We start from the raw sequence: 19,896 nt of genomic DNA on the forward strand, positions 1-19,896 counted from the left end.
ACGCAATCCTTTGCCTTTGGTCATGGCTTGATGTAAACGCAGGCACATGAACGTCCGTGTCTCTCCATCGAAAGAGTCGAACCTGCGCCTGAAGGCCATTGACGCCTTGCAGGACAAGCTCGGCTATCGTTTTCATGACCCGGAACTGCTCGAACTGGCCCTGACCCACGCCTCCGTGGCTGAAGGCGCGCGCAAGATGGCTGATAATGAACGCCTGGAATTCCTGGGCGATCGTGTGCTGGGCCTGATGACCGCCGAAACCCTGATGGAGGCTCTGCCAGAGGCCACCGAAGGCGAACTGTCGCGCCGCTTCCATACCCTGGTCAGCCGCGAAACCTGCGCCGATGTCGCCCGCCAGATCGATCTGGGGCCGGCCATCCGCCTGGCCGCCGGCGAAACCAAGAGCGGCGGTCGCAGCAATCCGACCATCCTGGGAGACGCCTGCGAGGCCCTGATGGCGGCCGTCTATATCGATGGCGGTTACGAGGCGGTCCTGCGCTGCTTCAAGCCCCTGTGGGTCAAGGCAGTAAAGGAGAGCGGCAATGTCTCGCGCTCCAATCCGAAATCCTATCTGCAGGAATGGGCGGTGGCGCACGGCATGGGCGCGCCGGTCTATACGCTGGTCAGCCGCAAGGGGCCCGACCACGCGCCTGTTTTCACCATCGAGGTCCGCATCGACGACCTGCCCCCGCAATCGGCCAGCGGCAAATCCCGCCAGGAGGCCGAAAAGGCCGCCGCGCTTGGCCTTATCGAACGAGAAAAACTGAATTGACCGATTCCACCACACGCTGCGGCTTTGTCGCCATCATCGGTGCGCCGAACGCCGGCAAGTCGACGCTTGTCAACCAACTGGTCGGCACCAAGGTGTCCATCGTTACCCAGAAGGTGCAGACGACTCGCTTCCCGGTGCGCGGCATCGCCCTGCACGATGACTGCCAGATGATCCTGGTCGATACGCCGGGCATCTTCAAGCCGCGTCGCCGCCTGGATCGCGCCATGGTCAAGTCGGCCTGGAGCGGTGCCGAGGATGCAGATTGCATCGTCCTGCTGGTCGATGCCGCCGCGCAACTGGCAGTGAAACACCCGAATGCCGAGACGAAGGCCACCGGCGCCGATCACAAGGCGGTCGAGGATGTTGAGATGATCGTCAAGGGCCTGCAGGAGAATAATGCCAAGGCCATTCTGGCGCTCAACAAGATCGACCTGATGAAGAGCGAGAACCTGCTGGCCATAGCTGATGAGCTTTATAAAGCGGGCGTCTTCGAGGACGTGCTCATGATCTCGGCCGAGAAAGGCCATGGTGTCAAGGATCTGCGTGCCCTGCTGGAAAAGAAGATGCCGGAAGGGCCGTGGCTTTATCCGGCCGATCAGGCGGCCGATGCGCCGGTGCGTATCCTGGCCGCCGAGATCACCCGCGAAAAGCTGTTCCTGCGCGTGCATGAAGAACTGCCCTATGCTGCGGCTGTGGTCACGACCAAGTTCGAGGATAAGCCGGACGGTTCGGCGCGTATCGAACAGACCATTTTCGTTGAACGCGACAGCCAGCGCTCGATCGTTCTGGGCAAGAATGGCCAGACCCTGAAATGGATCGGCATGAAATCGCGTGAGGAACTGGGCAAGCTGCTCGACCGCCAGGTCCATCTCTTCCTGCATGTTCAGGTCGAGGAAAAGTGGAGCGAGGACCGTGCTTTGTATGCGCAATTCGGGCTGGAGTATGAGTCTTAAGAATGGAATTTGAGGATGAAGCCATTGTCCTCGGGGCCCGGTCCCATGGCGAAACCGGCGCCATAGTCCATGTCCTGACCGAAAACCACGGTGTCTATGCCGCCCATATTTCCGGCGGAGCCTCGCGGCGGATCAAGCCATTACTGCAAGCCGGCTCCAGTGTGGTCTTCGCCTATCGCGCCCGCCATGCCGATCAACTGGGCGCGGCCACTTTGGAAGCGTCCGGCCCGTCACCGGACCTGCTCGATGAGCCGCTGGGTCTGCTGGGCCTGCAATGCGCCTGCGCCATGGCGCAGACCGTCCTGCCTGAACGCGACAGTCAGCCCGGCGCCTATCATGCTCTGTCGGGTCTGCTTGGCCTGTTTGCCTTCCCGGAAATCTGGCCGGCGGTCTATGTTTGCTATGAAGCCGGCCTGCTGGAAGCGCTCGGCTTCGGCCTTGATCTCAGCGCCTGCGCGGTCAGTGGCGATCATGATGATCTCATCTATGTCAGCCCGAAATCGGGCCGGGCGGTCGGGCGCAGGGCGGGCGAGCCTTATAAGGATAAGCTCCTGCATCTGCCGGGCTTCATGCTATCGAGCCAGGGCGGGCTGGCCGAGGGCGATGTGGTGCGCGGTCTGGAACTGACGGGCTTCTTCCTGGAGCGCCACGTTTTCCACCCGCATAATAAGCCGCTGCCGGATATACGTTTACGGCTGAAGAACAGCCTGGCGTCCTGAGGGGTTGCCTCGACTCAGTTGCGTCCTTAAAAACGACCGAACGGTTTGGTAACGGATTTTATGCCATAACCCTGTTACGAAGCTGGGAGTCGTCAAGAGCGTATGTTGCCATACAGTGAGCAGGACCTGTTAGCCGCCAATGTCAATCCGGCCACCCAACTGGCCACTGACTACCTGAATCTGTTCAACGAAGCCATCATGCTGTTCGAAATGGGCCTCGACATGCCGGACATGGCCGAGGAACTGGCGGACTGGCAGAAGCGCGGCTATGTCGAGCACTTCGAGAAATCCGGCTTCGAGATGAAGGACGTGGTCATTGCCGCCTATCATCATGCGCCGGTCGATGGTCGTCGTGACTTTGATGAGGTCTGTGACCGTGCCCTCACCACCTTCAGTTCCTCCATAGACATCCTGATGAGTTCCAACCTGACGGATGAAGCCGCCCTGGCCGACCTTGGCGATCGGCTGCGCGACATGAAGGCGCTGGTGCTGGAGATGGATTCGCATATTCATGGCCGGGCGCTGGCGCCAAAGAGCCTGCAAAGCGAAGTCGACGCCCTGTTTTAAGGGGAAGGCTGCTCCTTTTTGTAATTTCCTACGCGTCTTAATCCGAAAATAACACCGCTACATTAGGCTGCCGCTTTATCTGGTAACTGCCTGCCGTTCCGAATGTCCCGTCGTCAAGATACAGAAAATCTGTCTTCAGAAGAACCGCTCCTGGCCCCGACGCCGGACATGATCGTCCGCATCGCCCAGGGTCTGCTGATCAGCGGCCGCGGCATGGCGGTCTTCGCGCCGGATGACACTATTCGCCTGGCGACCGAGGGCTTCCGGACGCTCTATGACATGCAGCCGGGGCATCAGACCTTTGACAGCCTGATGCGGCATTGCTGGCAGACCGGGCGCGGGCCGCGGATTGATACCAACGACATCGACACCTGGCTGGCGGTCGCGCATCTCAAGCGCCGCAGCCAGCCGGTGCGCGAATTCGAGGTCGACATGATTGACGGCCGCTGGCTGTGGATCAGCGAGGCGACCCTGCCGGATGGCTGGCTGATCCTCTCCGTGGCCGACATCACCTCGGTCAAACGGCGGGAGTTCCGCCTGGCCACCGACCGGGATGCCGCCATCACCGCCGCCGAAACCGACCACCTGACGGGGCTTTATAATCGTGGCGCCACCATGAAGCGTTTCCAGAAACTGGTGGAACGCGCCAGCGGTACGCATGAAACCTTTTGCGCGGTGCTGGTAGACCTCGATCATTTCAAATCCATCAATGACCGTTTTGGCCATGATGCCGGCGATCAGGTTCTGGTGCATTTCGCCACCTCGGCCTCGGCGGGGTTGCGGGGCCGCGATATTCTTGGGCGCGTCGGCGGTGAAGAGTTCCTTATCCTGATGCCCGGCGCCGACATGTCGCAAGCCTGTGCCATAGTCGAGCGCTTGCAGGCCCATGTGTGGGATCAGCGGATATCGCTGAGTGGCGTGGCCCTGCGCTACACTTTTTCCGCCGGGGTCGCCCAGTGGCGCCACGGCGAGACGATGGATCAGCTTTACCGTGAAGCCGATCAGGCGCTTTATGCCGCCAAGGACGCCGGTCGCAATCTGATCGGCCGGGCGGGCTGACATCGGATTAAACCGTGAACAATTTTAGCCGGGAGCGGTGAGGGTCTTGTCTTGACTCCTTGCAGCCTTTAGCCTGCCCGAATGAGTACTGATGTGATTCCCGATGACGCCGGCGGGCGTGTAATTGACGAGCCGATGGGCGACGCGCTCTCGAAGCGTTATCTGGCTTATGCCCTCTCCACCATCATGCACCGGGCGCTGCCCGATGTGCGCGACGGCATGAAGCCGGTACACCGCCGCATCATGTACGCCATGTCGAATATGCGCCTGACGCCCGAAGCAGCGGCGCGCAAATGCGCCAAGGTGGTCGGCGAGGTCATGGGTAATTTCCACCCTCACGGCGACCAGTCGATCTATGACGCGCTCGTCCGCCTGGCGCAGGACTTTGCCCAGCGCTACCAGCTCGTCGAAGGCCAGGGCAATTTCGGCAATATCGACGGCGATAACGCCGCCGCCATGCGTTATACCGAATGCCGCCTGACCATAGCCGCGACCCTGCTGCTGGAAGGCATCAATGAGGATGCGGTCGATTTCCGCGCTACCTATGACGACCAGGACGAGGAACCGGTGGTCCTGCCGGCCGGTTTCCCCAACCTGTTGGCCAATGGCGCAACGGGTATTGCGGTGGGCATGGCAACGTCCATCCCGCCGCACAATGCCGGCGAACTGATCGACGCCTGTCGCAAGCTGCTGACCAAGCCCGACACCACTACCGAAGAACTGATGGAGTTCATCCCCGGCCCGGATTTCCCGACCGGCGGCATCTGCGTTGAATCGAAGGCATCGATCCTCGAATCCTACAAGACCGGCCGCGGTTCCATCCGCACCCGTGCGCGCTATGAGGTGGAAGACCTCGGCCGTGGCGGCTGGCGCATCGTCGTGCGTGAAATCCCGTACTACGTGCAGAAGTCGCGCCTGATCGAGCAACTGGCCGACCTGATCGAAAATAAGAAGGCGCCTTTGCTGGGCGATGTGCGCGATGAGTCGGACGAGGAAATCCGTCTGATCCTGGAGCCCAAGTCGCGCAATATCGAGCCCGAAGTCCTGATGGAGAGCCTGTTCAAGATCTCCGATCTCGAAACGCGCTTTGGCGTCAATATGAACGTGCTCGACGCCACGGGCACGCCGCGTGTCATGGGGCTGAAGGATTGCCTGGTGGCCTTCTTGGATCACCGCCGCGTGGTGCTGATCCGCATGTCGAACTGGCGCCTGGACCGGATCGAAAAGCGTCTGCACCTGCTCGACGGTTTGATGATCGCCTTCCTCAATCTCGACGAGGTCATCCGGATCATCCGCGAGGACGAGACGCCGAAACAGACCCTGATGGCGCGGTTTAACCTGACGGACGTGCAGGCCGACTATATCCTCGACACCCGCCTGCGCCAGTTGGCGCGGCTGGAGGAAATGACCATCACCGACGAGCATAAGCGCTTGTCGGAGGAGCGTGACGGTATCCGCGCCCTGCTGGATTCGGAAAAACTGCAATGGAAGCGCATCGACCAGCAACTGGGCGAGGTACGCAAGAAGCTGCTGTCGGCCCGCCGCACCACATTTGCTGAGGCTCCAGTCGGCATCGAGGTCGCCGCCATCGAATCTTATCTCCCCAAAGAGCCGATCACGGTCATCCTGTCGGCGCGCGGCTGGATCCGGGCTGCCAAGGGCAAGGTGGAGGATCCGTCCGAACTGAAGTTCAAGGAAGGCGATGAGCTGGCCCACCTGGTGCCGGGCTTCACCACTGACAAACTGCTGATCCTGACCTCCGATGGCCGCTTCCTGTCGCTCGGCTGCGACAAGCTGCCGTCGGGTCGTGGCAATGGCGAACCGCTGCGCCTGATGCTCGATATCGAGGAAACAGCCAGGATCGTCACCGTCTTCATGATGAAGCCGGGCCAGAAACGCCTGATGGTGTCGAAAAATGGCTATGGCTTCGTCATGAACGAAGAGGATGCCTTCGCCAACAAACGTGCCGGTAAGCAGGTGCTTAACGCTGATGGCACTGAAGCGTTCGCGGCTCTGGCGGTTACGGGTGATCATGTCATGGTGCTTGGCGAAAACAACAAGCTGCTGGTCTATCCGGTCTCGGAACTGCCGGAAATGGCGCGCGGCAAGGGCGTCAAGCTGCAAGGCTACAAGGATGGCGGCGTGAAGGACATCGCCATATTCGACATGGCCGTCGGTACGCAATGGTATGATGGCGCCGGCAAGGCGCGCGATTTCAAGGACGTGAAGGACTATATCGGCAAGCGCGCCGCAGTTGGCCGCATCGCCCCGCGCGGATTGAGAAAACTGAGGTTGTAAAACTCCTCCCTACGAAGTGGGGAGGGGACCACGAAGGGGTGGAGAGGCGCCCCTCCGTCAGCGCTGGTGTTGCCACCTCCAACATCTTTGATGGGGAGGTACGCTTTACGCCTGCGGATCGATTTCCCGCCAGCCCATATCCGTCAGGCCCTCCAGCGGACGATAGCGCGCCTTGTAATCCATCTTCGGGCTGTTTTTCACCCAGTAACCGAGATAGACATGGTCATAGCCGGCGCGGCTGGCCTGATCGATATGATCGAGGATGATGTAGCGGCCGAGGCTGCGCGACATCAAATCCGGATCATAGAAACTGTAAACGAGGGACAGGCCATCATTCAGTGCATCGACCAGCACGCAGGCGACCAGTTGCCCGTTCAGCCGGTATTCGATCATGTGGGTGCGGACGAGGGTGTCCTCGACCATGGCGACCAGGTCCGGCCAGCTCATGTCCATCATGCCGCCATCGGGGTGACGCGCCTTGAGATAGCGCTGCAACAGGTCGAACTGCTCGCGGCTGGCCTCGGCCTCGACGAATGCCTTGGCGAGGTCAGTATTGGCCTTGACTACCCGCCGGTCGGATTTCGACAGCTCGTAACGCTTGACCGGAATGCGCACGCTCTGGCAGGCATGGCAGGTCTGGCAGGCGGGGCGATAGGCGATATTCTGAGAGCGCCGGAAACCGATGGCGGACAACTGATCGTTGACGCTGATGGCTTCGAGCGGCGGCAGGTGAACAAAGACCTTGCGTTCTTCCTGACCGGGCAGATAGGGGCACGGACCGGGAATGGTCAGGTAGTATCTGAGCTTTCGGCCTGGGAAATGCTCGCTCATCTTACGCCGTACAAATCCTGTTCCTGCGCGGACAATACCGCCACTACAGTTTGAACCTAAAATGCGTCGGTCGGCAAGCGCAAATGCCTAAATCTCTTGCGCCAAAAACCTTTACTGAGGCAGGACGGGCGCCTCTCTCAGCAGCACGATGGCAATGCGGCGATTGCCGGCCAGTGACGGGTCATCCGGGTAGAGCGGTTCCTTCGCCGCCTTGCCGGAAACCATGGCGATGCGGTCCTGATCGACGCCGGCCGATTGCAGAATGGCGCGCGACGCATCGGCGCGGGCGCTGGAAAGCGACCAGTCGCGCGGGTTCTGCCCGGCCTGGCCGGGCGACCCGGAGGTGTGGCCGGTAATCGAAATCCGGTTCGGCAACTGGTTGATCACCTTGGCGACGGCGCGCAGCAGTATCTTGGCGCGATCATTGGGCTGGGTCGAGTTTTCGTTGAACATCGAACGGCCTTCCTGGTCGATCAACTGGATGCGCAGACCCTCCGGCGTCTGGTCAACGAGAATATTCTTCGACAGTTCGGCCAGTTCCGGCATGTCCTGCAGGGCCTGGCGCAGGGATTCGGCCGCGCTCTGGAAGGACTGCTGCTCGCGGCGTTGCGCGTCCGATTCGTCCGAGGTGTCGGCAGTGGCGCCGGCGCCCTTGGTTTCGGTGGCGGTGCCGTCGCTGTCCTGGGTTTCGGGTGGCTTGGGCGCCATCTGCTCGATGAAAGACATGGTGCCTTCATTCTTGTCGCCGTCCTTGCCGAGCGCCCGGCCGCCCAGGATTCCCCCGGAACCGGAGGTCGATTGCGACACATTGGCCGGTGCGAAATAATCCGCCACGCCACGCTTCTGTTCGGGCGAGGTGGTATTGATCAGCCACATCAGCAGGAAGAAGGCCATCATCGCCGTCACGAAGTCGGCATAGGCGACCTTCCAGGCACCACCGTGGTGGCCGCCGCCGGAGACTTTTTTGACTTTCTTGATGACGACGGGGGCGTCGCGGCTGGCCATGACTCAATGCTCTCGTAAAACTGCCTTCAACCTAGCCGGATTATCGTTAACAGCCTGTTTAGGATGTTAAGACTCAGGACAGTTTGCGCAAAAAATCATTTGCCGGAGTTGCTTTGCCGGGCTGCGTCATTTACCTCCATACGCATGGATTTGAAACACACCGAGACGGGCATGGACAGGAAGGCATTGCGTCATGCCATGGGCGGTTTCGCCACCGGCGTCTGCGTGATTACCGTTGCCGATCCGGATCATGTCGATGGTCATGTGGTCGGGATGACGGCCAATTCCTTCAGTTCGGTATCGCTCGATCCGCCGCTGGTGCAGTGGTGCCTTGATTTGAAAGCGCACCGCTACGCGCTCTATGCTCAGGCGCAGAGCTTCGGCATCAATATACTGAGCGCCGGCCATGAGGCCCTATCGCGCCGGTTCGCGCGGGAAAACGCCCATATCGTGCCGGAGGAAGGGCTTACCCACGCCCATGATCCGCTGAAGATCAAGGATGTTGTCGGCTATTTTGCCTGTGATCTCTATGAATCGCGCCTGGTCGGCGATCACCTGGTCATAGTCGGTGAGGTCCGGCATTTCGAAAGCGACCCGGTGCAAGCTGGCCTGACCTTTTTCAAGGGCAAATACGGACAAATTGGAGTTTAAGTCATGAGATTATGTTTCGCAGGTCTGGGGATCATGGGCGCGCCGATGGCGGGCCATCTGGTCAAGGCCGGTCACAAGGTCAACGGCTTCAACCGCACGCACCAGAAGGCGCTCGACTGGGCGAAAGAATACGGAATGCATGCGGAAGCGACGCTCGGCACAGCGCTTTTGGGCGCCGAGGCCCTGATCCTGTGCGTCGGCCGTGATGAGGATGTCCGCCAGGCGGTCCTGAATGCGATTTCGCACATGAAGCCGGGCTCGCTGATCATTGACCACACCACGACCTCGGCGAAATTGTCACGTGAACTGGCGGCGGTATGTGCTGAGAAACACATCACTTTTTATGATGCGCCGGTATCGGGCGGACAGGCCGGCGCGGTCAATGGCCAGTTGTCGGTCATGGTCGGCGGCGATGAGGCGCGCTATCCCGAAGTCGTGGAACTGACCAAAGCCTACACCAAGTCGATCACGCGTCTGGGGGAGGCCGGCGCCGGCCAGATGGCCAAGATGGCCAACCAGATCGCCATTGCCGGCGCGGTTCAGGGCGTGGCCGAGGCGCTGCATTTCACCAAATGCGCCGGGCTTGATCCGGACCTGGTCTTCAACGCCATTTCGGCGGGTGCGGCCGGTTCGTGGCAGATGTCGAACCGCTGGGCCACCATGGCGAAGGACGAATACGAGTTCGGCTTTGCGGTCGACTGGATGCGCAAGGATCTGGGGATAGCGCTCGACGAAGCGCGGGCCAATGGCGCGCATCTGTCCGTGGCGGCGCTGGTCGATCAGTTCTATTCCGAGGTCCAGGCCATGGGCGGACAGCGGTGGGATACATCCAGCCTGCACGCCCGTCTTGAAGCCCGTCGCCAAAAAAGCAAGTAGGCTCATCGCTTCACGCGCTTGTTAATTCTAAAAGCGTATGGTTGCGACTAACCTCCCTCGCAACGAAACGGCGAGGAATAACCATGGCGAAAAACACAATCTGCATCTGGTATGACAAGGACGCTGAAGCTGCGGCCCGTTTTTATGCCGAGGTATTCCCTGACAGCGCCGTAACGGCCGTCCATAAGGCGCCCGGCGATTATCCCTCCGGCAAGGCCGGCGATGTGCTGACGGTCGAATTTACCGTGGCGGGCGTTGCCTGTCTCGGCCTAAATGGTGGCCCGGTCTTCACGCATACAGAAGCTTTTTCCTTCCAGATCGCCACCGATAATCAGGCGGAGACCGATCGCTACTGGGATGCCATTGTCGGCAATGGCGGGCAGGAAAGCGAATGCGGCTGGTGCAAGGACAAATGGGGCATTTCCTGGCAGATCACGCCACGCACCCTGACCGATGCGCTGGCGGCCGGCGGCGATGAAGCCAAACGCGCTTTCGCCGCCATGATGACCATGAAAAAGATCGACGTTGCCGCCATCGATGCCGCCCGGCGCGGCTAGTTGGTGACCGCCGAAAGGATAGGCCCGCCTGTGCCGGACTGGACCAGCACCGCCGTTTTCAATCCCGGCATACGGGCCTTAGGTAAGGTGAAATCTGTCGCCTGACCCGAAAACGTGCCGAGGCGGATCAGTTCGCGGACCACATTACGGTGGGGCAGGGTCCGGCCGGCATTTTCCCCGCGGTTGACCGGCACCTCCACAACTCTTGGATCGTAGCGCACCAGCCAGACGGTTGCCGGCTGTGTGCCTGTGGCGGCGATTGTGACCTTTTCCGTGTCTAGCCGGATGGCCGGACCCGCAGGGTCTTTTTTCGCCGCCGCGATCAGGGGCATAACATTGGCCAGGCTCTGGCCGGTCGTATCCCGGCGGCCATTAATGACCATCTGAGGCGTAAACACACCGCCATGATGCAGGCCCTTGGCGTAGTCATATTGTCGCTGGGTATTGGCCGGGCTGGCGAAGGTGTCTTTCCAGCCCAAATAGTCCCAGTAGATAACGCCAAAGCTCAGGGCCAGCACATCCTGGCGGTCGGCGAGCTGGTTCAGGGTGGCGTTTGCCGGCGGGCAGGAGGAGCAGCCCTGGCTGGTGAACAACTCGACGACGACCGGTTGCGATGGTTCGGGCGCGGCTTTTGCGCAGCCGGTCATGGCCGGTAAAATAAGTGCGAGCAGAGTGTTGCGTATAAATCGGGACATGCCGGATTATACGCCGCGACCTGTCATCCGGTTACATCTTAATGGCTGGTCGGTTGCGCTGCCCGTTTCTCGACATAACGTTGCAGGGTGCGGCTGTAGCTGTCATCGAACTGCACCAGCGTGATGTCGTCGAATGGCCATTCGACCTCGTCGGCTTGCCAGTTACCGCCGGGATCGATCGCCTTGATCACCACGCAATCGGCCTCGATCGTATCGACCGTGCCCACCTCGGTGCCGTCCTCAGCCGAAACGACGACGAACTTTTCCTTGAACTGCAATGACTTGAAAAGGTCCTGCCAGCCGCCGAGCCGCACCCAGCCATAGCGCTTGGTGCGCTTGACGCTGTTGAAGTCGAGAATCTTCATCTGGTCGTCGTGATAATCGGAAACCTCTACGGCCTCGACTGTTTCCACGGGCGCGACCAGCGCCCCGACATCCTGCCATTCATGGATGGCTTGCAGCAGAACCAGAGCCGAACTTAGGGCAATGATAAAACCTTCATGCTCGCCGTCAGCCAGGGTCAGGCGCACATAGATGCCGGCATTGAGGGCCTTTTGCAGGTCTTTGTAGATGTCCATCTTATGCCTTCAGCAATTCAGCCGCGTGCTTGGCGAAATAGGTCAGAATGCCCGAAGCGCCGGCGCGCTTGAAGGCCAGCAGGGTCTCCATCACGCCGCGGTCGTGATCCATATAGCCCTTCTCGACGGCTGCCTTGATCATGGCATATTCGCCGCTGACCTGGTAGACGAAGGTCGGCACCTTGAAGGTGTCGGAGACGCGCTGGACGATATCGAGATAGGGCAGGCCGGGCTTGACCATCACCATGTCGGCGCCCTCCGAAATATCGATGGCGACTTCGCGCAGGGCCTCCTCGGTATTGGCCGAATCCATCTGGTAGGTCTTCTTGTCGCCCTTCAAGGCTTTGACGCCGATGGCGTCGCGGTAGGGACCATAGAAGGCCGAGGCATATTTGGCGGCATAGGACATGATCATCGTGTCGTGATGACCCGCGGCCTCCAGCGCGCTGCGGATGGCGCCGATGCGGCCGTCCATCATGTCGGAAGGCGCCAGGATATCGGCGCCGCCGGCGGTTAAGGCCAGGGATTGCTGCACCAGCATCTCGATGGTGGCGTCGTTATGAATCTTGCCATCGATCAGCAGCCCATCGTGGCCGTGATCGGTGTAGGGATCGAGCGCGATATCAACCAGCAGGCCGATATCGGGCACCGCTGACTTGATGGCGCGGCAGGTCTGGACGATCAGGCCATCCGGATCGATGGCGGCCTTTGCATCTGAGGTGCGGATCTTCTCATTGAGGTGAGGAAACAGCGCTATAACATTGATTCCAAGCGCTTTTGCTTCACGCGCTTCCTTGACGGCTTCGGCGATGCTCAGGCGATCGACGCCTTGCAAAGAGCCGATAGCGTCACGCGCCTTGTCCTGATCATGGACGAAGATCGGCCAGATCAGGTCCGAAACGTGCAGGCGGTTTTCCGCCACCAGATCACGTATCCACGGGCTCTGGCGCAGACGACGCGGCCGACCGGCAGGATAGGGGGCAAGAATCGGATTGAAGGTCATGGGCGAACTCGAAAAGGCTTGCGGGAGCTTTAGGCCGATTGCAGGTAGCTATCAAGGCTCAAGCGTTGCGACAAACGGCTCTATATGAAGGTTGCGATTAGAAGACCTTCGTCGCACATACTCAGCAGCCGGCCATCCGACATGCCCCGTAAAGCCTTTCCCGAAATAGACGGCGCTTTACTGACTGTGCCTGTTACCCTGTTAAAAGCAAAAACTTCGTCTCTTGGCTTGCTAAAATCTTGGTTGTCTGGATAAGGACCAACGAAGAACGCTGTGTCCCCACGGCATGTGATGGCGCCTGAACCGTGGAGTTGTTGTGGTGTTGGCACGACCTTCTGTGTGTGGCTCTCCAGGTCGAGCTCAACCCATTCGAAATGCGAGTATGCGCAAAATGCGAGGCGGTTTGGGCCCAGAGGACACATCGCGTAACAGTCTCCTATGTCAACCGCATTACTGACGCTGCTCGTGTACCCCCACAGATACGCTCCGTCGTGGCTAAGTATACAAAGCCCCTCAATAGAAAGGCCTTGCGGAGAGCCGAAAATGCCTTCGTCGAAATAACTGACAGCGATGAAATTTTTAAGGACCAATACATCCTTTACACCATCGCCGACCGAAAAAGCGTTTAGAATTTCACCGCCTTTTGGGTCTATGACCCATGCATTTATCTCTCCGACTTCAACTATACGAGAGATCACGACCAGTGCGTTATCTCCTATCCATCGCACCATTGCGTATGGCAAATCGACAGGCATAGGGAAATTAACATGGTCTGTAAGTAATCGCAGACCTTCGTCACTTTCGATGATAGCGATCCAGTTGCCATTGTCATCAAGATCGAACCCCTGCCAACTTATGCGGTCAGTGGAAAATGGGAGTGAGATGATTTTTGTTGAAGGGCGAAAAGTCATTTTGAAAGCTCCGCAGCCATGTCTCTCAAGGTCTCGACCGTATTCAAATTACGGGCGGTCATATCGGCCTTGACGGCGCGACCAAGCTTCTCGGCCATCTTCGAGCGGCCAATGCCTTCCGGCGCATAGAGATACATCAATTCATTTGTGATTTCACAGGCTTCACTATCGGCTTTCAGGCTATCCAGCAGGTCACGATCAACCTTCGTCGGCGGCGCCTTGAAGAAGAATACATGCTGCGCCTTTCCCTGATGTTCATGATCGCGGAACGGGTTTTCCGCCAGCACCTTTTCCAGATGCTTTAGCGTGATCAGGAAGATCGACGGGCGAAACCCAAAGCCGTTCTCGACCAGATCGCCGATCAACTTTTCCAGCGCGGCCTCATCCAAATCAGAGCGAAACAGCACATTGCCGCTGGCGATATAGGTCTTCACGTCCGTCAGCCCGGCCGCCAGCATAACCTTGGTCAGGTCCTTCATCGGCAGCTTGTTATTGCCGCCGACATTGATGCCGCGAAACAGGCATATCCAGACTTTCGACACGGTATCCTCCAACTGCGACAATCTGCGCAGTCCTTCTTAGCAAAAACTCTGGATATTTGAATGGATATGTCACAAAGTGGCTATCAATGTTGTCGGCAGGGTTATTTCAAGCCTGCAGGCTTGAATGAAGGCCAGCAAAGCGCTATTTCGCCGGTCAGATTTGCGGTTTCGCGTGAGGCCGTCGGAGTTTGATATGAACTATAATGCCGCTTTCGAGGCCGCTGTAGAAGCTGTTCGCGCCGAAGGGCGCTATCGTGTGTTCGCCAATCTGAAGCGTCACGCCGGCCAGTTTCCGCGCGCCACCTGGATCAGGGAAGACGGCAGCGAGCAGGATGTCACCGTCTGGTGCTCGAACGACTATCTCGGCCAGGGGCAGAACCCCGTCGTGATGAACGCCATGCACGAGGCCATTGACGCGGTCGGTTCCGGTTCCGGCGGCACGCGCAATATCTCCGGCACCACCTGGTATCACAACGCCCTCGAAGCCGAACTTGCCGACCTGCACCACAAGGAAGCCGCGCTGGTCTTCACCTCCGGCTATGTCGCCAACGAAGCGACCCTGACCACGCTCTACAAGGTTCTGCCGGGGCTGATCATCTTCTCGGACGAACTGAACCACGCCTCGATGATCCAGGGTATCCGCAATGGCCGCGGCGAGCGCCATGTGTTCCGCCATAACGATCTCGAACACCTCGAAGACTTGCTGAAAGCCGCACCGGCCAATGCGCCGAAACTGATCGCCTTTGAATCCGTCTATTCGATGGACGGCGATATCTCCGACGTGCGTGGCACCGTGGCCCTGGCCAAGAAGTACAACGCCCTGACCTATATCGACGAAGTCCACGCGGTCGGCCTCTATGGCGAACGCGGCGCCGGTGTGGCCGAACGCGACGGCATCATGGGCGAGATCGACATCATCGAAGGCACGCTTGGCAAGGCGTTCGGCATGATGGGCGGCTATATCGCCGGCACCTCAGCCATGGTCGATGCCATCCGCCTGTGGGCCTCGGGCTTCATCTTCACCACCTCGCTGCCACCCGCGGTCATGGCCGGCGCCGCCGCTTCGGTGAAGTATCTGAAAGAACATAACGAAAAGCGCGTCGCCCATCAGGAGCGCGCCCAGACCCTGCTGAAGAAGCTGCGTGCTGTTGGGATCGCCACCTTCCCGACGCAGTCGCATATCGTGCCGGTGCTGGTGGGGAACGCCAAGCACTGCAAGATGGTCTCGGACATGCTGCTCAATGACTTTGGCATCTATGTCCAGCCGATCAACTACCCGACCGTGCCCAAGGGCACCGAGCGCCTGCGTTTTACGCCATCACCGGATCATACGGATGAGATGATCGATCATCTGGTCGAGTCTATGGACAAGCTCTGGACCATGTGCAACGTCGCCCGCCTGCCGGCTGTGGCGTAAGCATAATAATCAACAATTGGGTTTGTCGTGAATAGATATCAAACTCAATGGGCCGCACAGTTTGCAGTAGCATCGGAGCTTTGTAAACGGGGATATGATGTTGCTTTTACTGTAGGTAATCAAACTCCAGATGCGGATATTATTGCGATTGGCCCTGACAGCCATCAGCCGATAATGATTGATGTTAAAGGACAATCTACGCCAAATTTTTGGCGCATTCGTGAAAAGCAAGCCAAGCCAAATTTGTACTACGTGCTTGCGTTGGTGCGTTTGGGTAAGGAAACACAATTTTTTATCCTGTCCGAATCTGAAGTGCGGCAGGAACAAGAGCTATATAAAAATAGTGGTGTTAAATTCGACCCTAAACATGCTGGCTTTAATTGGGGCGCCAGTAAAAAATATGCAGAAAATTGCTGGTCGCGCTTACCACGTTAAGTGCTAACTTGTTTTAATTTTCAATGCGCGGCACACTCTATCCATGTCCGAAATCTATATCGAGATGCAGCGGAAGGGCGCTTACCTGAAGGTCACGGCGATCGATGCCGATACCGCGGAAGAAGCCACCGCCATGGGGCCGATCAATGACCCGGAAGGCGTCAAGCGCCTGGCCGTACTCAAGCTGAAAAACAAACTGGGCCAGGGGAATGGACCGAGCGGACAGAAACCGTCATCGCCCGGCCGCGGCACCGTGGTCTAGGCTCAGGCTATTGGAGACCATATGCGCCAGCAGGGGGTGATCCCGCCGATCAGGCGCCTTCGATCATCATGTGGATGATGCCGTGGCTATGGTGATGGTCGCCGGACTGCGCGAGTTTGGCGTGAAGATCAGACATATGGTTTCCCCCTTATTTATGCGGCAGCAGGTTAGTGAAGAGATCGCGCCACCAGGTAGCGGCATCGCCGGCCATGACCGGCAGGCATTTCAGCGTGGCGTCGCAATGGCCGAACTCCCAGATCTGGTGGCCGCCTTCCCAGATCATCTTGAGCGCCACGAACAGCACGACCGCCACGCCGGCATACGCGATCCAGCGGTACTTGTGCAGCACCTTGGCGATCAGATTGGCGGCCACACCCATAGCAGCGATGGAAAGCAACAGGCCGAAGACCAGGATCGGCACGTGGTGTTGGGCGGCGCCGGCTACGGCCAGCACATTATCCAGCGACATGGAGATGTCGGCTGCCAGAATTTGCATAGTGGCGGATAGAAGCGTCTTGGCCTTTTTGGTCAATGCCTGTTGCGGTTGCGCGGTGCGCTCGGCTTTTTCCGCATCGGTCAGATTAACGGTGCCGGCCATCACGAGGGCTTCGGCCTGCGCTGTTTCGTGATGTTCGCGCAGTTCGCGCCACATCTTCCAGCACACCCATAGCAGCAATATGCCGCCAGCCAGCAGCAGGCCGACCAGGGCCAGGAGTTCCACGGTGATAAGAACAAAGCCGATGCGCAGGATCACCGCACCGATCAGCCCGTAGAGAATGGCCAGCCGGCGTTTGTCGGGGGCCAGGCCGGCGGCGGCAATGCCGACGGCCACGGCATTATCACCGGCCATGACGATATCAATGAAGATGACCTGCACCAGGGCCAGGCCCTGCGACAGCAGGACGGGATCGATGTTCAGGAACGAAGTCTCAATCGCCACGGGATCACCAGGAAGAGGGACGGTTAACCCTAGATAAGCTACCGGTGTTTCATGTCAATTCTTATGGTAGGTCTTATCGCCGCGCACAGGCTTCGTACAGGGAGATAGACGCGGCGTGGCTGACATTGAGGCTCTCGAAGCCGCCGGGCATGGGGATTCGCGCCAGGTGATCGCAATGCTCGGCCACCAGCCGGCGGATGCCTTCGCCCTCGGCCCCCAGCACCAGCACCAGTTTTTTCAAGGAATCCCCCAGCCTTGCTGCGCCAGGAGCTCATGCAGGTTGAACTCGCCTTCACCGGCGAGGCCGATGCTGACATAGCCGTTCTCGTTCAGCGTCTCCAGGGCGCGCGACAGGTTGGTCACGCGCGCAAAGGGCACGATATCGACAGCGCCGACGGCCGTCTTGGCCAGCACGCCCTGCAGGGGCGGGGAGTGGCGGTCCTGCATGATCAGGCCCTTGACCCCGAAGGCCGCGGCCGAGCGGAAAATGGCGCCGATGTTCTGCGGATCGGTGACCTGATCGAGCATCAGGATGACATGCACGCCGTTTGTGGCGTCGCGTTCCATCAGGTCGTCGAGCGAATCGCCTTCCAGCACTGGCGCGTGCAGGGCCATGCCCTGATGGACGGCATCGGGCGGCAGAAGGCGCGAAATCTCGCTCATGGGCAGGCTGCTGATCTTGATATCCTGTCGCTTGAAGAGGGCCGGCGGGGCGGATTTTGCCCGTTCCTCGCTTAAAAAGAGCCTGATCGGGCCGTGGCGCGCAGAATTTTTCAACGCTGCCTCTACCGCATGAACACCCCACAGCCAGCCATCATAATTGGCCTTAGGTTTTTGTTTAAATTGAGGTTTGTCGTCACGCCGCGCATCCGATGCCGGCTTCACGGCAGGGCCTCTGGGCTTGTCCACAAAATTTTGTGACCTGTTTTTACCTGATTGCGATTTACGGTCGTTGCGTTCACGAAAAGAGGACACTATAAGACGCGCTCCGATTTGAGGCCTGATTGAAGGCTTTTTGACTGATCCGGACGGTCTTTACGACCAAAGCCTGTGAATCAAAAAGTTTTTTTTTCACTTTAGGGCTTGAGCTTTTTCGGAAGCTCAGGTTTAAGGCGTCCGGCTAAGACTTTGTGAGTGTTTGGGGGAATGTCCCGAGCGGCAAAGGGGGGGACTGTAAATCCCCTGCGTAAGCTTCGCAGGTTCGAGTCCTGCTTCCCCCACCATCACTCATAGTCGGCCAGACGGTCTCCAATCAAAAACGAAGTTAGTGGTAAGAATTCCAGGATCCTTGATCCTGGCAAGGGCGACCGCCCGCCCGAGCTGATGCGAGGTATAGCCTTGCGGCGCTTGAGCAATAAAATGCGGGTATAGCACAATGGTAGTGCAGCAGCCTTCCAAGCTGAGGATGTCGGTTCGATCCCGTCTACCCGCTCCAAACATTTCGATTGTTCAACCCTTAGCCCGTTTGGGCAAATTGGAGCCTTAGACCTATGGCCAAGGAAAAATTCAACCGCTCGAAGCCTCACTGCAACATCGGCACCATTGGTCACGTTGACCATGGCAAGACGACTCTGACGGCAGCGATCACGATCACTCTGGCGAAGTCGGGCGGCGCGACCGCGAAGAACTATGCCGACATCGACGCCGCTCCGGAAGAAAAGGCGCGCGGCATCACGATCAACACGGCGCACGTCGAGTATGAAACCGAGAACCGCCACTACGCCCACGTCGACTGCCCGGGCCACGCCGACTACGTGAAGAACATGATCACCGGTGCCGCCCAGATGGACGGCGCGATCCTGGTCGTTTCGGCCGCTGACGGCCCGATGCCGCAGACCCGCGAGCACATCCTGCTGGCCCGTCAGGTCGGCGTTCCGGCCCTGGTCGTCTACATGAACAAGGTCGACCTGGTCGACGACGAAGAACTGCTGGAACTGGTCGAAATGGAAGTCCGTGAACTTCTGTCGTCCTATCAGTTCCCCGGCGATGATATCCCCATCACCAAGGGTTCGGCCAAGGCCGCGACCGATGGCGTCAACCCGGAAATCGGCGAGCAGTCGATCCTCGGCCCTGATGAAGACGGTCGACGAATACATCCCGCAGCCGGAACGTCCGATCGACCAGCCCTTCCTGATGCCGGTCGAAGACGTGTTCTCGATCTCGGGCCGTGGTACGGTTGTGACCGGCCGCGTTGAGCGCGGTATCGTGAAGGTCGGTGAAGAAGTCGAAATCGTCGGCATCCGTCCGGTTCAGAAGACGACCTGCACGGGCGTCGAAATGTTCCGCAAGCTGCTCGACCAGGGTCAGGCCGGTGACAACGTCGGCGTTCTGCTGCGCGGCACCAAGCGTGAAGACGTTGAACGCGGTCAGGTTCTCTGTAAGCCGGGTTCGATCACCCCGCACACCAAGTTCGTGGCTGAAGCCTACATCCTGACGAAGGAAGAAGGCGGCCGTCATACCCCGTTCTTCACCAACTACCGTCCGCAGTTCTACTTCCGTACGACCGACGTGACCGGTATCGTGAAGCTGAAGGAAGGCGTGGAAATGATCATGCCGGGCGACAACGCCGAGCTGGACGTTGAGCTGATCACCCCGATCGCCATGGAAGAGAAGCTGCGCTTCGCTATCCGTGAAGGCGGCCGCACCGTCGGCGCCGGCGTCGTCTCCAAGATCGTCGAGTAAGGGGGCAAGCCCCCTTAACCCGGACTCGCTATGGTGGAGGTGGAAACATCTCCATCAAGCGGAAACGGTACGATAAAGATACTGAAACCCCGTCGGTGCAAACCGGCGGGGTTTCTTTTATTTCTCCTCCCCTGTAGCGTAGC

The 19,896-nt window shown here is 59.1% G+C and carries 20 protein-coding genes, 2 tRNA genes and 2 pseudogenes; 15 read left to right on the forward strand and 9 right to left on the reverse strand.

The genetic code is table 11. From position 1 onward, the window contains the following. Positions 1–46 precede the first annotated feature (46 nt). The 6 genes from rnc (at position 47) to parC (ending at position 6,368) form a co-directional block, all read left to right on the forward strand. Positions 47–772, forward strand: a complete 726-nt coding sequence (rnc, locus tag NVV72_16465) for a ribonuclease III (GenBank protein MCR6660850.1) — start codon at positions 47–49, stop codon at positions 770–772. Continuing rightward, on the forward strand, positions 769–1,725 hold the full coding sequence (gene era / locus NVV72_16470) for a GTPase Era (GenBank protein MCR6660851.1): 957 nt from the start codon (positions 769–771) through the stop codon (positions 1,723–1,725). Before rnc ends, era begins: the two co-directional genes overlap by 4 nt. A gap of 2 nt (positions 1,726–1,727) precedes the next feature. After that, positions 1,728–2,444, forward strand: a complete 717-nt coding sequence (gene recO / locus NVV72_16475) for a DNA repair protein RecO (protein ID MCR6660852.1) — start codon at positions 1,728–1,730, stop codon at positions 2,442–2,444. Positions 2,445–2,546: 102 nt separating this feature from the next. Continuing rightward, positions 2,547–3,011 carry a hypothetical protein gene (locus NVV72_16480; GenBank protein MCR6660853.1) on the forward strand — a complete coding sequence of 155 codons (465 nt, stop codon included), beginning with the start codon at positions 2,547–2,549 and terminating at the stop codon, positions 3,009–3,011. 102 nt (positions 3,012–3,113) lie between these two features. After that, the gene (locus tag NVV72_16485; GenBank protein MCR6660854.1) at positions 3,114–4,070 is read left to right on the forward strand and encodes a diguanylate cyclase; all 957 of its coding nucleotides are present in this window, start codon (positions 3,114–3,116) and stop codon (positions 4,068–4,070) included. An 81-nt stretch (positions 4,071–4,151) separates the two neighbouring features. After that, positions 4,152–6,368, forward strand: a complete 2,217-nt coding sequence (gene parC / locus NVV72_16490; GenBank protein ID MCR6660855.1) for a DNA topoisomerase IV subunit A — start codon at positions 4,152–4,154, stop codon at positions 6,366–6,368. Positions 6,369–6,473: 105 nt separating this feature from the next. Here the strand turns inward: parC and NVV72_16495 are convergent, their stop codons facing one another. Both NVV72_16495 and NVV72_16500 read right to left on the reverse strand, forming a co-directional pair. Beyond that, complete coding sequence (locus tag NVV72_16495; GenBank protein MCR6660856.1) at positions 6,474–7,199, reverse strand: arginyltransferase; 726 nt, start codon at positions 7,197–7,199, stop codon at positions 6,474–6,476. 111 nt (positions 7,200–7,310) lie between these two features. After that, a complete protein-coding gene (locus NVV72_16500; protein MCR6660857.1) occupies positions 7,311–8,204 on the reverse strand; it encodes an OmpA family protein in 894 nt (297 codons plus the stop codon). A gap of 171 nt (positions 8,205–8,375) precedes the next feature. Here NVV72_16500 and NVV72_16505 point away from each other — a divergent pair, with 171 nt between their 5' ends. The 3 genes from NVV72_16505 (at position 8,376) to NVV72_16515 (ending at position 10,288) form a co-directional block, all read left to right on the forward strand. After that, positions 8,376–8,855, forward strand: a complete 480-nt coding sequence (locus NVV72_16505) for a flavin reductase family protein (protein MCR6660858.1) — start codon at positions 8,376–8,378, stop codon at positions 8,853–8,855. 3 nt (positions 8,856–8,858) lie between these two features. After that, positions 8,859–9,731, forward strand: coding sequence for an NAD(P)-dependent oxidoreductase (locus tag NVV72_16510; protein ID MCR6660859.1), 873 nt, complete (start codon positions 8,859–8,861; stop codon positions 9,729–9,731). A gap of 83 nt (positions 9,732–9,814) precedes the next feature. Next, entirely contained in the window at positions 9,815–10,288 is a 474-nt protein-coding gene (locus tag NVV72_16515) for a VOC family protein (protein ID MCR6660860.1), read from the forward strand. On the opposite strand, the gene NVV72_16520 is transcribed toward NVV72_16515, so the two are convergent. The 5 genes from NVV72_16520 to NVV72_16540 all read right to left on the reverse strand — a co-directional run bounded on the left by NVV72_16520 (position 10,285) and on the right by NVV72_16540 (position 14,017). Then, positions 10,285–10,983, reverse strand: a complete 699-nt coding sequence (locus NVV72_16520; GenBank protein ID MCR6660861.1) for a DUF1223 domain-containing protein — start codon at positions 10,981–10,983, stop codon at positions 10,285–10,287. The genes NVV72_16515 and NVV72_16520 overlap by 4 nt on opposite strands. 38 nt (positions 10,984–11,021) lie before the next feature. Then, positions 11,022–11,561 carry a hypothetical protein gene (locus NVV72_16525; protein ID MCR6660862.1) on the reverse strand — a complete coding sequence of 180 codons (540 nt, stop codon included), beginning with the start codon at positions 11,559–11,561 and terminating at the stop codon, positions 11,022–11,024. 1 nt (position 11,562) lies between these two features. Then, positions 11,563–12,564 (reverse strand): porphobilinogen synthase, encoded by a 1,002-nt coding sequence (hemB, locus tag NVV72_16530; GenBank protein ID MCR6660863.1) that lies wholly within the window; start codon positions 12,562–12,564, stop codon positions 11,563–11,565. 80 nt (positions 12,565–12,644) lie between these two features. After that, positions 12,645–13,475: a hypothetical protein gene (locus NVV72_16535; GenBank protein ID MCR6660864.1), complete on the reverse strand. Its 831-nt coding sequence runs from the start codon at positions 13,473–13,475 to the stop codon at positions 12,645–12,647. Beyond that, on the reverse strand, positions 13,472–14,017 hold the full coding sequence (locus NVV72_16540; GenBank protein ID MCR6660865.1) for a DUF1697 domain-containing protein: 546 nt from the start codon (positions 14,015–14,017) through the stop codon (positions 13,472–13,474). The genes NVV72_16535 and NVV72_16540 overlap by 4 nt, the downstream gene beginning before the upstream one ends. Before the next feature lie 193 nt (positions 14,018–14,210). Here NVV72_16540 and hemA point away from each other — a divergent pair, with 193 nt between their 5' ends. Genes hemA through NVV72_16555 form a run of 3 tightly spaced genes read left to right on the forward strand, consistent with a single transcriptional unit; the run spans position 14,211 to position 16,131 of the window. Next, on the forward strand, positions 14,211–15,434 hold the full coding sequence (gene hemA / locus NVV72_16545; protein ID MCR6660866.1) for a 5-aminolevulinate synthase: 1,224 nt from the start codon (positions 14,211–14,213) through the stop codon (positions 15,432–15,434). A 27-nt stretch (positions 15,435–15,461) separates the two neighbouring features. After that, positions 15,462–15,869, forward strand: coding sequence for a hypothetical protein (locus NVV72_16550; GenBank protein MCR6660867.1), 408 nt, complete (start codon positions 15,462–15,464; stop codon positions 15,867–15,869). Between the two features lie 43 nt (positions 15,870–15,912). Further along, the gene (locus NVV72_16555) at positions 15,913–16,131 is read left to right on the forward strand and encodes a hypothetical protein (protein MCR6660868.1); all 219 of its coding nucleotides are present in this window, start codon (positions 15,913–15,915) and stop codon (positions 16,129–16,131) included. A 148-nt stretch (positions 16,132–16,279) separates the two neighbouring features. Here NVV72_16555 and NVV72_16560 read toward each other — a convergent pair whose 3' ends face one another. Both NVV72_16560 and rlmB read right to left on the reverse strand, forming a co-directional pair. Then, positions 16,280–17,071 (reverse strand): YjbE family putative metal transport protein, encoded by a 792-nt coding sequence (locus NVV72_16560; GenBank protein MCR6660869.1) that lies wholly within the window; start codon positions 17,069–17,071, stop codon positions 16,280–16,282. A gap of 73 nt (positions 17,072–17,144) precedes the next feature. Then, positions 17,145–18,046, reverse strand: a pseudogene (gene rlmB / locus NVV72_16565) (23S rRNA (guanosine(2251)-2'-O)-methyltransferase RlmB). A 165-nt stretch (positions 18,047–18,211) separates the two neighbouring features. Between rlmB and NVV72_16570 the strand changes: the two are divergent. From NVV72_16570 to tuf, 3 genes and pseudogenes are all read left to right on the forward strand, one after another. Then, positions 18,212–18,294 (forward strand) — tRNA-Tyr (locus NVV72_16570). Positions 18,295–18,432: 138 nt separating this feature from the next. Further along, positions 18,433–18,506: transfer RNA gene (locus NVV72_16575), tRNA-Gly, on the forward strand. 55 nt (positions 18,507–18,561) lie between these two features. Continuing rightward, positions 18,562–19,753, forward strand: a pseudogene (gene tuf / locus NVV72_16580) (elongation factor Tu). Positions 19,754–19,896 lie beyond the last annotated feature (143 nt).

Origin of the sequence: Asticcacaulis sp. (genome assembly GCA_024707255.1) — a bacterium.
Taxonomy (GTDB): domain Bacteria; phylum Pseudomonadota; class Alphaproteobacteria; order Caulobacterales; family Caulobacteraceae; genus Asticcacaulis.

Excerpts from the sequence above, each read along its gene's own strand:
- rnc (MCR6660850.1), top strand. The coding sequence starts at position 47 with ATGAACGTCCGTGTCTCTCCATCGAAAGAGTCGAACCTGCGCCTGAAG.
- recO (MCR6660852.1), top strand. The coding sequence starts at position 1,728 with ATGGAATTTGAGGATGAAGCCATTGTCCTCGGGGCCCGGTCCCATGGC.
- NVV72_16480 (MCR6660853.1), top strand. The coding sequence starts at position 2,547 with ATGTTGCCATACAGTGAGCAGGACCTGTTAGCCGCCAATGTCAATCCG.
- NVV72_16485 (MCR6660854.1), top strand. The coding sequence starts at position 3,114 with ATGTCCCGTCGTCAAGATACAGAAAATCTGTCTTCAGAAGAACCGCTC.
- parC (MCR6660855.1), top strand. The coding sequence starts at position 4,152 with ATGAGTACTGATGTGATTCCCGATGACGCCGGCGGGCGTGTAATTGAC.
- NVV72_16495 (MCR6660856.1), bottom strand. The coding sequence starts at position 7,199 with ATGAGCGAGCATTTCCCAGGCCGAAAGCTCAGATACTACCTGACCATT.
- NVV72_16500 (MCR6660857.1), bottom strand. The coding sequence starts at position 8,204 with ATGGCCAGCCGCGACGCCCCCGTCGTCATCAAGAAAGTCAAAAAAGTC.
- NVV72_16505 (MCR6660858.1), top strand. The coding sequence starts at position 8,376 with ATGGACAGGAAGGCATTGCGTCATGCCATGGGCGGTTTCGCCACCGGC.
- NVV72_16510 (MCR6660859.1), top strand. The coding sequence starts at position 8,859 with ATGAGATTATGTTTCGCAGGTCTGGGGATCATGGGCGCGCCGATGGCG.
- NVV72_16515 (MCR6660860.1), top strand. The coding sequence starts at position 9,815 with ATGGCGAAAAACACAATCTGCATCTGGTATGACAAGGACGCTGAAGCT.
- NVV72_16520 (MCR6660861.1), bottom strand. The coding sequence starts at position 10,983 with ATGTCCCGATTTATACGCAACACTCTGCTCGCACTTATTTTACCGGCC.
- NVV72_16525 (MCR6660862.1), bottom strand. The coding sequence starts at position 11,561 with ATGGACATCTACAAAGACCTGCAAAAGGCCCTCAATGCCGGCATCTAT.
- hemB (MCR6660863.1), bottom strand. The coding sequence starts at position 12,564 with ATGACCTTCAATCCGATTCTTGCCCCCTATCCTGCCGGTCGGCCGCGT.
- NVV72_16535 (MCR6660864.1), bottom strand. The coding sequence starts at position 13,475 with ATGACTTTTCGCCCTTCAACAAAAATCATCTCACTCCCATTTTCCACT.
- hemA (MCR6660866.1), top strand. The coding sequence starts at position 14,211 with ATGAACTATAATGCCGCTTTCGAGGCCGCTGTAGAAGCTGTTCGCGCC.
- NVV72_16555 (MCR6660868.1), top strand. The coding sequence starts at position 15,913 with ATGTCCGAAATCTATATCGAGATGCAGCGGAAGGGCGCTTACCTGAAG.